Origin of the sequence: Methanobacterium sp. (genome assembly GCF_038562635.1) — an archaeon.
Classification (GTDB): domain Archaea; phylum Methanobacteriota; class Methanobacteria; order Methanobacteriales; family Methanobacteriaceae; genus Methanobacterium_D.
Genome location: NZ_JBCFBO010000001.1, coordinates 1,357,029 through 1,371,070, shown reverse-complemented (window position 1 = coordinate 1,371,070; position 14,042 = coordinate 1,357,029). Strand labels below are relative to the sequence as shown.

The 14,042-nt window shown below is 37.2% G+C and carries 12 protein-coding genes and 1 tRNA gene; 1 reads left to right on the top strand and 12 read right to left on the bottom strand.

Annotation, left to right across the window (positions count from 1 at the left end; all coding sequences use genetic code 11):
* Nucleotides 1-22: 22 nt before the first annotated feature.
* Nucleotides 23-598, top strand: coding sequence for a DUF1847 domain-containing protein (locus AAGU07_RS06840; protein WP_342458370.1), 576 nt, complete (start codon nucleotides 23-25; stop codon nucleotides 596-598).
* Between the two features lie 281 nt (nucleotides 599-879).
* Here AAGU07_RS06840 and AAGU07_RS06835 read toward each other — a convergent pair whose 3' ends face one another.
* The 12 genes from AAGU07_RS06835 to rpoB all read right to left on the bottom strand — a co-directional run bounded on the left by AAGU07_RS06835 (nucleotide 880) and on the right by rpoB (nucleotide 14,036).
* Nucleotides 880-1,260, bottom strand: a complete 381-nt coding sequence (locus AAGU07_RS06835) for a hypothetical protein (RefSeq protein ID WP_342458369.1) — start codon at nucleotides 1,258-1,260, stop codon at nucleotides 880-882.
* 376 nt (nucleotides 1,261-1,636) lie between these two features.
* Nucleotides 1,637-1,721 (bottom strand) — tRNA-Ser (locus AAGU07_RS06830).
* 242 nt (nucleotides 1,722-1,963) lie between these two features.
* A complete protein-coding gene (rpsJ, locus tag AAGU07_RS06825; RefSeq protein ID WP_048080450.1) occupies nucleotides 1,964-2,272 on the bottom strand; it encodes a 30S ribosomal protein S10 in 309 nt (102 codons plus the stop codon).
* Between the two features lie 102 nt (nucleotides 2,273-2,374).
* Nucleotides 2,375-3,616, bottom strand: coding sequence for a translation elongation factor EF-1 subunit alpha (gene tuf, locus AAGU07_RS06820; RefSeq protein WP_069582785.1), 1,242 nt, complete (start codon nucleotides 3,614-3,616; stop codon nucleotides 2,375-2,377).
* A 338-nt stretch (nucleotides 3,617-3,954) separates the two neighbouring features.
* A complete protein-coding gene (locus AAGU07_RS06815; RefSeq protein WP_342458368.1) occupies nucleotides 3,955-6,147 on the bottom strand; it encodes an elongation factor EF-2 in 2,193 nt (730 codons plus the stop codon).
* A 221-nt stretch (nucleotides 6,148-6,368) separates the two neighbouring features.
* Nucleotides 6,369-6,929, bottom strand: coding sequence for a 30S ribosomal protein S7 (locus tag AAGU07_RS06810; RefSeq protein ID WP_069582783.1), 561 nt, complete (start codon nucleotides 6,927-6,929; stop codon nucleotides 6,369-6,371).
* Between the two features lie 92 nt (nucleotides 6,930-7,021).
* Nucleotides 7,022-7,447 carry a 30S ribosomal protein S12 gene (locus AAGU07_RS06805; RefSeq protein ID WP_048080446.1) on the bottom strand — a complete coding sequence of 142 codons (426 nt, stop codon included), beginning with the start codon at nucleotides 7,445-7,447 and terminating at the stop codon, nucleotides 7,022-7,024.
* Between the two features lie 98 nt (nucleotides 7,448-7,545).
* On the bottom strand, nucleotides 7,546-7,977 hold the full coding sequence (locus AAGU07_RS06800; protein ID WP_048080445.1) for a NusA-like transcription termination signal-binding factor: 432 nt from the start codon (nucleotides 7,975-7,977) through the stop codon (nucleotides 7,546-7,548).
* A 5-nt stretch (nucleotides 7,978-7,982) separates the two neighbouring features.
* Nucleotides 7,983-8,279, bottom strand: coding sequence for a 50S ribosomal protein L30e (locus tag AAGU07_RS06795; protein WP_048080444.1), 297 nt, complete (start codon nucleotides 8,277-8,279; stop codon nucleotides 7,983-7,985).
* A 61-nt stretch (nucleotides 8,280-8,340) separates the two neighbouring features.
* Nucleotides 8,341-9,465, bottom strand: a complete 1,125-nt coding sequence (gene rpoA2, locus AAGU07_RS06790) for a DNA-directed RNA polymerase subunit A'' (protein WP_342459354.1) — start codon at nucleotides 9,463-9,465, stop codon at nucleotides 8,341-8,343.
* Between the two features lie 83 nt (nucleotides 9,466-9,548).
* The gene (locus tag AAGU07_RS06785) at nucleotides 9,549-12,161 is read right to left on the bottom strand and encodes a DNA-directed RNA polymerase subunit A' (RefSeq protein WP_342458367.1); all 2,613 of its coding nucleotides are present in this window, start codon (nucleotides 12,159-12,161) and stop codon (nucleotides 9,549-9,551) included.
* Nucleotides 12,162-12,221: 60 nt separating this feature from the next.
* Entirely contained in the window at nucleotides 12,222-14,036 is a 1,815-nt protein-coding gene (gene rpoB, locus AAGU07_RS06780; RefSeq protein WP_342458366.1) for a DNA-directed RNA polymerase subunit B, read from the bottom strand.
* Between the last annotated feature and the right edge of the window lie 6 nt (nucleotides 14,037-14,042).

Below are 14,042 nucleotides of genomic sequence, written 5' to 3'. Positions count from 1 at the left end.
TGTATTATAGGGAGGTTGTATATTGAATTGTGCGGTATGTCCGGAAAAAGAATGCCGAAATGGAAAAGATTGCCTTAAACTTGCAGAAGAAATGAAAGAACTTTATGGGGAACGTGAAATTTCTCTAATTAAAACTGCCGCTTCTGTGGAGGCAGAATATTACATGAAAAAAACCCGTATAGAAGAAATAATTCTTTTTGGAGAAAAGATGGGTTATAAGAAAATAGGACTTGCATTCTGTATTGGATTAGAAAAAGAATCCAGAGAAATATATTCTATATTTAAAGAGCATTTTAAGGTATATTCTACATGTTGTAAGGTCTGTGGAATTGATAAAACAGAGTTTGATTTAGATAAAATTGATAAAACCCGTGATGAGACCATGTGCAACCCTATTGGTCAAGCATCATTTCTAAACAAGAAAAAAACGGATCTTAATATTATAATTGGCCTTTGTATTGGTCATGATATATTATTTACTGAACATTCAGAAGCACCAGTAACTACTCTGGCTGTGAAGGATAGAGTACTTGCTCATAACCCTTTAGGAGCGATATATTCTAATTATTACAGGAACAAACTCAATAAATCAAAATGAGTTAATATTTAATTTTTAGGATAAATAGATTGAAATTAAGTTTTAGTTGTTACTTTATGATGGACGGCGAATGTGACTGGATTTTTGAGATTAAATTGAAAATTTTCTTGATCTTTCCTAAGTTTCAAGAAATCGATTTAATTTGTTTTTACTATTTTACAGTTTGAGCCAATGTTTTTATTTCATTACTTTTAATTGGAAGATCCCCAACTTTCAAACATTTGGTATATATGTGGTACTGTTTTTTGGGCTTGTTTTTATTATAAAAGAGAGGCGCTGTTTTAAATAGACAGCCTGGCCAGAGAAAAAATAACCAGAAGCAGTGCGAGCATCATGTTAATTATTTCAATTAACATCAACGTTTTTGACATGGGAGTTGGTGATCTGGGAAATATTTTTAAAAGGTCAAGTATGTAAACCATGAAGTACAGCGCACCTACAGCCAGGGAAACTTTAAATGCCCATAGGTTATCTAAAAGTATAAAATAGCATAGGGCTAGTGATATCAATATGAGTGATATGAGGAAAATACTGAATCCATAATATATAATCGGAGTCTTCTTTAAGTAATCAAAGTCTCTGTTTTCTACTGGTCCTCCAGGGACTAAAATAGATAGTAGCGTGACATTTAGAAACAAGATTAAACTTGTTGTTAAATTCATAATTTCCATAGTTATATTATTGGGGGTTAAAATTCATTAAAATTTTGATCTATACTAATTCTTAGTGGTTTTATCATTTTAGGAGTGCTTTATGTTTTATCTTGTCGGTTATTTGTTATAATTTAGATCAATGTATTCATTTAATTAGTCGTAATCAAAATATTCCTTTGTTGGAGTTTCAGTATATATATGCAGTGCCTCTTTTGGTAGTTTTGTAAAATATTTTTTTATAAATAAGTCCAAATTTTTGATTTGTTTTAAAAAAATATTATGTTGAATATTGGGGAGATGATTTAGATTTGGTTAAGTAAAAAGTTTGAGTTTTTGATTAATTGATAATATTTTAAAATAAGTAGAAAAGTAGCTGTAAGTTACACGCCGGGACAGGGATTTGAACCCTGGAGGAGCAAAGCTCCACGGGATCTCAAGTCCCGCGCCTTTCCTGGCTAGGCTATCCCGGCATTGGATTTTTTTTATTTATTTTCCGATTTATCATTTTTTGATCAACCTTTTTTCTGAAAAAAGGTTGGGCTGGCTATCCCGGCATTGGATTTTTGAGTAGATTTCTCTATTTATCAATAGTTAATTAAATACTTTTTGATCAACTGATTAAATCTTCGTTGACCATCCAGTAATTAAAGTGTTTAAAAGCTTAAAACGTAGTTTAAGCTAATCAAAATAATTCTAAAGCTATTAAAATAAATTAGCTTTTAAGTTCTATTTCTATACTTACATTATCAGGAACGTTTACTTTCATGACTTGTCTCATTGCCCTTTCATCGGCTTCGATTCCAACAAGTCTTTTGTGGATTCTTAGTTCCCATTTTTCCCAGGTAGCTTTTCCTTCTCCATCTGGAGATTTTCTGGTTGGTACCACTAACTTTTTGGTTGGGAGTGGGATTGGGCCGGACATGTCAACGCCTGTTCTTTCTGCGATTCTTCTTAACTGGTCGCAGACAAATTGTAATTTTTCTGGGTCTGTTCCTGTAAGTTTAATTCTTGCTTTGTGCATTTAAATCTTCTCCAAAAATTGAAAATTTTTGTGACTCAGGAAACCAAAGTTTCCTTCGACTCCAAAATATAAAAAAGAAGGTTAGGAATTAATTCCTAATTCTTATTTTGCTTTAACTATGTCAATACACATTCCAGCAGCTACGGTCTGACCCATATCTCTGATAGCGAATCTTCCCATGTGTGGAATTTCTTTGACGTTTTCAATAACCATTGGTTTGGTTGGTTTAACTTTAACGATTGCTGCGTTACCTGTTTTGAGGAAGTCAGGGTTCTTTTCTTCAACTGCACCAGTTGCAGGGTTCATTTTCTGTACTAATTCTAAGAAAGTACATGCGACCTGAGCTGTGTGACAGTGGAATACAGGTGTGTAACCGACGGTGATAACACCAGGGTGCTGCATAACAACAATCTGTGCTGTGAATTCTTTTGCAACGGTTGGAGCGTTGTCAGTGTGTCCTGCTACGTCTCCTCTTCTGATATCGTTTTTACCGACACCTCTTACGTTGAAACCGACGTTGTCCCCAGGTTCTGCGGAGTCCATCATTTCGTGGTGCATCTCGATAGATTTAACCTCTCCAGCTTTTCCAGCTGGTTCAAATATAACATTGTCCGCTTTTTTCATTATACCAGTTTCTATTCTTCCAACAGGTACGGTTCCGACCCCTGTAATGGAGTAAACATCCTGAATAGGTACCCTTAATGGTAAGTTAGTTGGTTTTTCTGGTGCGGAGAATTCGTCAAGTGCAGGTACGAGCGCAGGGCCTTTGTACCATGGGGTGTTTGCACTGTTTTCTTTGATGTTGTCTCCTTCGAATGCAGAGAGTGGTATAAAGTGTACTTTAGCTGGGTCGTATGCTACGGTCTTAATGAGTGCGCCTAATTCATCTTTAAGTGCGTTGAATTTTGCTTCGTCGTATTTTACGAGGTCCATTTTGTTTATACCAATGATTAACTGGTTGATACCGAGTGTTCTTGCAAGGAAAATGTGTTCCTTGGTCTGTGGCATGATACCGTCGTCAATAGCGACAACTAATACAGCAGCGTCAGCCTGTGATGCTCCTGTAATCATGTTTTTAACAAAATCTCTGTGACCAGGACAGTCCACAATTGTGAACTCATATTTAGGAGTTTCGAATTTTGCGTGAGCAAGGTCGATTGTAACCCCTCTTTCTCTTTCTTCTGTCAATTTATCCATGACAAATCTGAACTTGTTTTCACCATCTGAGAGCTGCTGCTCTGCGATAGCTCCAGACTGAAGTAATACGTGTCCAACAAGTGTAGATTTACCGTGGTCTACGTGTCCAATAAACGCTAAGTTTATGTGTTCTTTTCCTTTTGCCATTTAATTAACCTCCAAAAATTTTCATTTTTGGGGCCCGCAAAACAAAGCCTGTGAAAATTGAAAATTTTCATGGCGTCAAAATCTTTGATTTTGACAGTTTTGCGGCCGAGGAAACAAGTTTCCCCGGTTTCGAAAATCTCAAATGAGATTTTCTTCAACCTCCAAAAATTTTGGGTTCAGGAAATTTACGAAAATTTCCGTCACTCCATTCAAAATCATATACTGATTAGTTTGAGAATACCAATATTTTGGGATAATCTCTATTAAGTTTTATGGTTTGGCTTCATATTTTCAAAATAAAAAAGATGAGATAATGGATAATTAGCTGTGAAACTTATTTATCCTAAGTAGTGATCTGGTCCGTATGGTTCAGGACTTAATCCTTTTCTATCTCTTATCTGTCTTATAATTTGTTTTTGAAGCTCTGCAGGTAATCTTTCGAAACCTGCACTTTCTGTTGACCATAAACATCTACCTTCTGTGGCAGATCTTATGTCTCCCGCAAATCCAAACATTTCTGCAACAGGTACTTTGGATTCGAGGGTCATCATGTCACCTTCTTGCTGCATGTCGACAATTTGACCTCTTCTGTTCTGTACTTCTCTGGTTGCTGAGCCCATGTAGTCTTGAGGAGTGTTGATAAATACTTTCTGTAGCGGTTCGAGTAATGTTGGGTTGGCCATCATGATAGCTCCGTATACAGCTTTCCTTATAGCAGGTAAAACCTGTGCTGGACCTCTGTGTACTGCGTCTTCGTGAATCTTTGCATCCATGAGTTTTATTTTTATACCCATGACTCTTTCTCTTGCGATTGGGCCGTCGTCGAGTGCGCTTTCGAAACCTTCAAGTAAAAGCTCTTTGATTTCGTCAAGGTGCTGTATACCACGGGTCATGTTTATGAATAAACTTCTTTCGTGTACATCCCAGACTTTTCTCGCTTCTTCTTTTTCAAGGCCGTATTCCTGGAATTTTGCAACTTCTTCTTTTCCTTTTATTTTGCCTTCTTTAATTTTTTTCTGTTGTAAGGCTTGGAATAGTGTGTCTTCTAGTGGTTCGATTTCAATGTAGAATCTGTTGTGTTTGTTAGGAGATTTTCCTTCAACTGGTCCGGCTTTGCCGGCGATTGTTTCTCTGTATACAACGATTGGTGGTGAAGTTTCTATTTCTACACCTTTTTGGTCGATTCTGTAAGTGATAATTTCAAGGTGAAGTTCACCCATACCTGCTATGAGGTGTTCACCAGTTTCTTCGTTAATTTCAATTCGTACTGTTGGGTCTTCTTTTCCGACCTGTCTTAAAACTTCTATGAGTTTTGGAAGATCTTTGGTGTTTTTAGCTTCAACAGCAACTGTAACTACTGGTTCTGAAATGTGTTCTAATCCTTCGAACGCTTTAATTTTCCTTCCAGGTTCGGAGATTGTTTCCCCAGCTACAGCATTTCTTGCACCGGTTATTGCAACTATGTTTCCTGCTGGAACTTTGTCGGTGTTGATCCTTTCTGGACCGAAGTATACTCCTACCTGCTGGGTTCTTGCTTTACCATGTGAACCTACCATGTAGATTTCAGTACCTTTTTCTATTGTTCCACCGTAAACACGGCCAGTTGCTATTTCACCTGCATGCTTATCTATACTGATGTTTGTAACCATTACAGCTAGTGGTGAATCTGGACTTGTGTTTAACATACCTTGTCCTTCTTCACTTTCGATGTCTCCGGCCCAGATTGCTGGTACCCTGTATCTCTGGGATACTTCAGGGCTTGGTAAATGTTCTATAACCATATCCAGTAAAACTTCAGTAATTGGTGCTTTTTGAGCTAATTCTTTCTGGTTTTCGTCTTTACAGTACTGGTAAATATCTTTAAAAGTTATACCTGTTTGCTGCATAATTGGGACATTTATAGCCCAGTTATGGTATGCAGAACCAAATGCTACACTTCCATCATCTACTTTGGCAAGCCAGTCGTCTTTAAGTTCTTCTGGAGCCATTGATCTTATGATCTTGTTTGCAGAAGCGATGATTTTTATGAACCTCTGTTGAAGTTCAGTGGAGTCTAATTTTAACTCGTTTATGAGACGGTCAACCTTGTTAATGAATAAAACAGGTTTTACGTTTTCTTTTAGAGCTTGCCTTAGTACAGTTTCTGTTTGAGGCATGATTCCTTCAACAGCACATATTACTACTACTGCACCGTCTACAGCTCTCATTGCACGTGTTACGTCTCCACCAAAGTCAACGTGACCTGGTGTATCTATAAGGTTAATCAGGTATTCTGAATCTTTGTATTTGTGTACCATTGACACGTTTGCTGCATCGATGGTGATACCCCTTGCCTGTTCTTGCTCGTCGAAATCAAGAAATCTCTGATCTCCCGCAAGTTCGGTGGATATCATTCCTGCACCAGCAAGTAAGTTGTCCGAAAGGGTTGTTTTCCCGTGATCGATGTGGGCAACTATCCCAATATTTCTTATATTTTTGGGCTGGTACATCAATTCTTTAATCTTATTAATCATTTTAGTCCGTCTACTCACTATAATCACCTGGTAATTATAAAATAGTTAAAAAGCAGATATTTTTAAGGCATTTTAGATTACTAGTTTAATATAATAATAGATTGATATGCCCTATCTTTATAGTATATATTAGTAACTTATATATTTTGGCCTAAGTTTAGAATACAGTTTAGACTTGAATAGATTCATCTTTTTAATATATATGCCGTAATATCTACTTAATTTAAAAAATTTAAAGTTTAGTGTGCAGATCTTGCAATTCGCTCTTTCTCATCTTTCTTTCCAATTGCAAAACTTCTGGTATCATACTCAGCTGCAAGTAATAATTCATCAGCTAAACATTCTGCTGCTGATCGTTTCCTTTTGAATGCAGACTGCATAGCTCCTCTTGTTATAAACCCAATTGCTAAGTCTACTCTTCTTTGAGGTGCTATATCTACCGCTACCTGGTATCCGATACCACCGTATTTTACCCTTGTAATTTCTTCTCGTGGGGCAGTGTTTTCAACGGCTTTAACTAATATTTGTAGAGGATTCTCTTTTGAACGTTTATTTATAACTTCAAATGCATCTCTTACGATACTGTAAGCTTTGTTTTTCTTACCTGAGTTTATATGTGTCCTCATGATTTTATTCATTAATCTTTCAACGATTGAAACTTTTGATTTGGCGAACTGTCTTTTGACGTGTCTTCCCAAGGTATGTGGAACTAATATTTCGTCTAAGCAAATATAATTTACAAGACCTAGGTCCTCAACTTTCACCTCTTCTAAATCCCATTTATCAAAAACTTTACTCATGAAATTACCTCACTGGTTTTCGTTTTATTTATTTGGTGCAAATAGTAAATAAGTCGTTAATCTAACGATTTATATACTAAATATCAAAATGATTATCTTACAGGTTTTTCTATCTTACCTTTTACCATTTCTTCTAAGGCTACATTATTTACTTTTGTAACCTTCCATCTTACTCCAGGAATATCACCCATGGATCTTCCAGAAGGGCCACCAATTCCTTCGATTACAACTTCATCGTGCTCATCTATAAATCCGATAGCACCATCTCCAGGAGCAAATGCAGTTAACTGCTTCCCGTTTTTGATGAGTTGAACCCTTACACATTTTCGTATAGCAGAGTTAGGCTGTTTTGCTTCTATACCTACTTTTTCAATTACGATTCCTCTTGCTTGAGGTGCGCCTTCTAATGGGTCTGCTTTAACGTCTAATCTTAAAGCTTTCCTTTTGTATTCAACATCCTTCCATTTGAAGTTCTGTCTATTTTTTTTAAGTTTTTTTGCTGCAAAAAGTCCCGGCAAACGTGATTCCTCCTCATTATCATTTGTTATACTACTTGCAAAATACAGTTTAAACTACTTAACATTAATCTATTAATACTATAAATGGATTATTTAGATTATTTTATTACAATGTTGTTTATATTATGTTGTCTTTTTGCCAGTAGTCTTGCTCTTTCTATATTTTTACCGCCTTTTCCTATAGCAGTCCTTTTATTTCTAGGATCTGTTTCTACAGTGGCGATTTTTTGACCATTTTCTTTTTGAAGTATTCGGATACTTCTAACTTTGGCTGGGGCCATAAGATTTGTAATAAATTCTACAGGATCTTCTGAATGTTCTATGACTTCGACACCTTTATCAACTGTCTTCTGGACTTTAGTCACTGTACTGCCTCTTTTTCCGATTGCAAGTCCCATATCTCCCTTTTTTACAAGGAAAGTTATTTTTGCACTTTCATCGTCAACAATACAATCTTTGACCATCGCACCAGTCATGCTCTCAAAGAGAGCTATGTATCTTATTTCATTTGTTGTAAATTTTATAGTCACAGAAATTACCCCATAACTTCTAATATTGTGGAATCTCCAGGATCCCTTATAATAAGCGTAGCTACTGTAAATGGCTTACCACATACAGATCCAAGGTCTACGCTTGAACCTTCATATGTATAAACAGGAATATCTGATAATTTTGAATAATGCATTACATCTTCCCTAGTTTCTTCAGGGCAATTACTTGCAATGATCACCAGTTTTCCTTTGCCTAATTTTAAAGCCTGAACTGATTTGTCAGACCCTAATGTAACGGTTCCTGTATCTACAGCAACCCTAATTCCTCTATCTACGTCCATGTGTTGCCTCCTATTCTCTCGTTTATCATGAATTATTGGATAAGTATGAACTCATCTTTTTTTATGATCTTGGTTTCATAACGACGCCAACAGAACCTGTTCCAAGTGGTATTGGCTGTCCAATTATAATATTTTCTATTATTCCGGTGAGGTGGTCAATTTCTCCTCTTATGCTGGCTCGTAAGAGGTGTTTTCCAGTTTCTTCAAAAGAAGCTCTTGCCAGGACACTTGCTTTCTCACCGCTTATACCGTGTCTACCTATGGATTTTACAGAACCATCTGCAGTCATCATATCTGCAACAAGCATAATGTGCCTTACATCTACTGTAAGACCTTGTTCTTCCATTGTAGTCTGTGCTTCTTTAATTATTGAATTTCTGGCTGCTTCTATTCCCAGAACTTTTTCTATTTCGTGTATGTCATTTGTAGTGGTTCTGATTTTGTCAATACCTTCCATTTTTAAAACGGATCCAAGGTTTGAACCTTCTGTGTGTATAGCCCATTCTTGACCTTCTCTACTTATAACTACTTTTCCGATATTTTTTACACCACTGATTTGAAGGTCGCGAACTTTATCAGCAAGCAGTCTCAGTTCTCTTATACTTGGTGATGGAGGTTCAAAACTTAGTATATTGTTATCTATTTCTACTCTTTTAAAAGCTTTTTCTATTCGCTTCATAATGTCATCAAGATCTAATCTTTTATCTTCAATCTTCTCTAAATCAAGTTCTACAATAACATTCATGTCGGCGTAATTAAGATTAAAATTCTTTAAAATGTCATTCATGCTGCTTTTACCAATCTGGTTGGCTATTCTTCTTACAAACTCCTCATCATCCATGTATTCTTCTTCAAAATATATGGCCATGGTTGGAGTTGATATTTTTTTCCTTGCATCAACGATCTCAATTAACCTTGGAAGACCGAGTGTAACGTTTAATTCAGCTACCCCTGCATAGTGAAATGTTCTCATTGTCATCTGGGTACCTGGTTCTCCCACAGATTGTGCTGCTACTGTACCTACTGCTTCACCATCTTCCACTTTAGCACGTTCATATGCTTTTATGATTCTGTCTATTAGTTCTCCAAGTTCTTTATCACTTAACTCGCGTCTTTCGGCGGCAGCAGCTATTTCATCAATTAAACTTTCAGGAAAATTAGCTTTTTTCTTCTTTATGATTTTCATAACACGTTCTTCTGGCACGAAACCACCCAACTACTTTAAATTTTTATAAAACTCAAAAATATTAAACAGGATTACAGTAAATGTTATTTACTGGTTTTAATCCTTATCTCATCGATTACCTTATCTAAATCAACTATTTTTCCGTAATCACTTTTTGCAGGGTCAACTAAATCTTCACCGTACACAGTTTGAATAATAACTCCTCTGTTGTCCCTTACAGTTCCATCTGGTCTGACGCTTAAATCTTGCAAAGCATTTACAAGCCTACGCTGCATGTAACCACTCTGTGCGGTACGTATAGCTGTATCTACAAGACCTTCTCTACCACCCATAGCGTGGAAGAAAAATTCCAGTGGGTCAAGCCCTGATTTGTAACTTGAGTGTACAAAACCACGTGATTTTGCACCTAATTCTCTTTTCTTAAAGTGAGGAAGTGTTCTTTCACTGTAACCCCTGTCGATCCTACCACCACGGACAGACTGCTGCCCTACACAAGCCGCTATCTGAGTCAGGTTAAGCATGGAACCCCTTGCACCTGTAAGTGCCATGACTACTGCATGGTTCTTGTTGATGTCAAAGTAACTTTCTGCAATTACCCCTGATTTGTCCCTTGCTTCACCCAGTTCCTGCATTATTTTCATCTCGAGTGTTTCTTCGAGACTTCTTCCAGGGAGTGCTTCAAGTTCTTCGTTGTTGTAAGCTTCAATGAGATTTTCAACTTTACGTTCGGATCTGGATAAAAGTTCTTCAATCCTGTCCTGTGCTTCTTGAGGAATTTCTTCGTCTGCTGTACTTGTTGTAAATCCTCTTGTCATAATTCCAGAAATCGCAAGTTTGGTTGCAGAATCTAAGAATTCCCTAGCACTGTCGGTACCGTACTCTTTAACTACTGCATCAAGAATATTTCCTGCAAATGATCCGAATGATTTATCATCAATTACACCCATTTTCAGTTGTCCGTCTTCTATGACTACATAAGCGTCGTTTTTACATTCCTGTTTCAGACATTCGTCACATTTCCTGCAGATCTCTGCTTTGAAGACCATGTTCATATTTTCAGGGAGTAGTAGTGAGAATATTTCCTTTCCAGTCCATTTTTCCCCTTTTGGATCTGGTAATGGCATTCTAGCACGTTTTACTATCTGGAATACTTCATCTTCTTCATACTCTGAGCCTAATCTAGTTAGTAGATATGCTCCAGATATATGATCGTGAATTCCTCCAATAATTGGTCCACCAAACCTTGGAGATAAGATGTGTTCTTGAACTCTCATTAATGATTTAGCTTCTGCACGTGATTCTTCGGTCTGGAAAACGTGCATGTTCATTTCGTCTCCGTCAAAATCAGCGTTGTATGGAGGGCATACACATAAGTTAAGTCTGAATGTTTTGTATGGTAAAACTCTAACTTCGTGTGCCATCATTGACATCCTGTGAAGTGAAGGCTGCCTGTTAAACAGTACAATATCCCCATTTATTAAGTGTCTTTCTACTCTGAAACCAGGTTCTAATCTTTCAATTACTGCTTCTTTAGTTTCTTCGTATACTCTCACTTTCCTTCCATCAGGTCTTTCCACGTAGTTTGCTCCAGGGTGCACATTTGGACCGTTTCTGATGTATTCTTTCATTTCTTCCATGTTCCAAGGAGTTACATATATTGGTACTGTAACTTCTTTTGCAATCATTTCTGGAACACCGACTTCGTTTATACTTATATTTGGATCAGGAGATATAACAGTCCTCGCTGAAAAGTTAACCCTCTTACCAGATAAGTTACTTCTGAAACGTCCTTCTTTACCTTTAAGACGTTGTGCAAGTGTCTTGAGCGGCCTTCCGGACCTGTGTCTTGCAGGGGGTACACCTGATGCTTCATTATCAAAATAAGTTGTAACGTGGTACTGGAGAAGTTCCCATAAATCTTCAACGATAAGTTGAGGAGCACCAGCTTCCATGTTTTCTTTTAGTCTCTGGTTGATTCTTAAAATATCGACAAGTTTGTGAGTTAAATCATCCTCAGACCTTTCTCCTGTTTCTAGAGTTATGGATGGCCTTACAGTAACTGGAGGAACTGGTAAAACAGTTAAAACCATCCATTCAGGTTTTGCAACCTTTGGATTTACTCCTAAAAGCATGTGATCTTCATCTGGGATCTTTTCAAGCCTTTCTCTTACTTCACTTGGAGTTAATTTGTAATTACCTTCTACAATAGACACTGGTTTGTCTATTTTGACATCTTCCTGTTCTGCATCACAGTGAGGGCATTTATCACGTCTTGCGACAGTGTAAATTTCTTTTATGATATCGGTTAAACTTTCTTCATTTTTAACTAAAGTGTCAATTTTATCTTTGTAGTCCACAATTTCTGTGTCTGTAAGCAATACTCTTGAGCATTCTTTACAGGTTGACCTTAAAATTTTGTGGATGGTGTCTGCAAAACCCACGTGAATTACTGGTCTTGCAATATTTATGTGACCAAAGTGTCCTTGACAGTCTCCTCCCTTTGACCCGCATGATCTACATTTAAGTCCAGGATCAATAACTCCGAGCCTTGGATCCATGAGCCCCGCTTCTATTGGATATCCATCCTCGTCGTATGTATCTGGAGTTACTATCTTGGTAACTGACATTTTTCTTATGTCATCCGGAGACATCAGACCAAAGTTAATCTGGGAAATTTTCTTTAAAATTCCTTGCAAAATATTCACTCCTATTTTTTTTAAATTTTAAACCCATAAATTAATGATGTTGATTTTTGATTATGCTTTATCCTTAAGCACGAGTTTTGGGAATATGCATAAACTCTTAAGCTCATCTAAAAGTAATTTAAACGCATAAGAGATTTCTACAGGGAATGATTCTGAATCTCCACATATTGGACAGTATTTTCTTCCCCTTATTCTGTCATAAACTCCAATCATTCCGCACTCGGAACATACAATTGCTTCGTACTTATCTGATTCATCAAGAAGCCTTTCTTTAAGTGCAAGTGCTGCACCGTGAGCAATGAGACAGTCTCTTTCCATTTCCCCAAACCTTAAACCACCTTCTCTTGCCCTTCCTTCTGTAGGTTGTCTTGTTAAAACCTGTACCGGTCCTCTTGACCTTGCATATACTTTGTCAGAAGTCATGTGGTGTAATTTCTGGTAGAAAGCGACCCCTATAAATATTTCAGCTTCTATTCTTTCACCGGTTATTCCATTGTATAGTGATTCACGTCCGGCTGTTTCGAACCCGTTTTCTTTAAGAAGATCTTTAATTAAACCTTCTTCGTCTGCTCCAGTAAATGGAGTTCCATCCATTCTTCTTCCTTCCATAGCACCGGCTTTTCCAGCAAGCATCTCAATAACTTGACCAACAGACATCCTTGATGGGATAGCGTGTGGGTTTACCATTAAATCTGGAACGATACCGTCTGCTGTGAACGGCATGTTTTCCTGTGAAACTATAAGTCCAACAACTCCTTTCTGTCCGTGCCTTGATGCAAATTTATCACCAAATTCAGGTTGCCTCTGATCACGAACTCTTATCTTAGCGAGTTTACTTCCTTCAACAGTTTCTGTAACCATTACAGCATCAACAACACCTTTTTCACCATGTCTTACAGTGATGGATGTTTCACGTCTTCTCTCTGCAACTGTTCCAAATTCATCTATTTCTTCAAGGAACCTTGGAGGAGAAGTTTTACCTATTAAAACATCACCCGATTTAACTTCAACTTCTGGATTTATTATACCGTCTTCGTCGAGGTACCTGTAAACTTCTTCTCCTCTGTGTCCTCTAACGGTTTTTTCTGGTAGTTCGAATTTATCTTCCTGTCCACCAGGATACCTTCTTTCTGAAGCTTCATATGATCTAAAGAATGATGATCTTGCAAGCCCTCTTTCGATGGATGCTTTGTTAAGTATCAATGCATCTTCCATGTTGTACCCTTCGTAGGATATAACTGCAACTACAAAGTTTTGACCTGAAGGTCTTGCATCGTAGTTAGTTGCATCTATTGACCTTGTTTTAACTAAAGGAACTTGAGGTTGATGTAAAAGGTGAGCTCTTGTATCTGTTCTTAAAGCAAAATTAGAAACGTAAAGCCCTAAAGCCTGTTTTGTCATCCCTGCTTCCATTGTATTCCTTGGGGATGAGTTGTGGTTAGAATAAGGAATAATACCTGCACATATTCCCAGCATTGTAGAAGGATCAATTTCAAGATGAGTGTGGTCTTCTGTTATATGATCCCCAAACATGGCAATATATGTGTTTTCTTCTTCTTCAGCATCTAAATATTCAATTATACCTTGGGTTATGAGATCGTCCCATCCAAGTTCGCCAGCTTCTATAGCATCAATATGCTCATCTTTGAGCATTGATTCACCGTTTTTAACTACTATAAGAGGTCTTCTTGTCCTTCCGGGATCGTTGAATATATAGATTTCATCAGTTTCTGGATAATGAGTAATGTTCATTTCATGAGAGACTTCGCCGCTTCTCCTTTTTTCCCTCATTTGCTCTACGAAGTCCTCTGGATCGTCACAAGCTCCTATGAGCTTACCATTAATGTAAATTTTACACTTTTTCACGCTTTA

What these genes read in the sequence shown, in the direction of transcription:
- AAGU07_RS06810 (WP_069582783.1), bottom strand. Translation starts at nt 6,929, where the DNA reads ATGAGTAAAGTTTTTGATAAATGGGATTTAGAAGAGGTGAAAGTTGAG.
- tuf (WP_069582785.1), bottom strand. Translation starts at nt 3,616, where the DNA reads ATGGCAAAAGGAAAAGAACACATAAACTTAGCGTTTATTGGACACGTA.
- AAGU07_RS06835 (WP_342458369.1), bottom strand. Translation starts at nt 1,260, where the DNA reads ATGAATTTAACAACAAGTTTAATCTTGTTTCTAAATGTCACGCTACTA.
- rpsJ (WP_048080450.1), bottom strand. Translation starts at nt 2,272, where the DNA reads ATGCACAAAGCAAGAATTAAACTTACAGGAACAGACCCAGAAAAATTA.
- rpoA2 (WP_342459354.1), bottom strand. Translation starts at nt 9,465, where the DNA reads ATGAAAATCATAAAGAAGAAAAAAGCTAATTTTCCTGAAAGTTTAATT.
- AAGU07_RS06795 (WP_048080444.1), bottom strand. Translation starts at nt 8,279, where the DNA reads ATGGACGTAGATAGAGGAATTAGGGTTGCTGTAGATACAGGAACCGTT.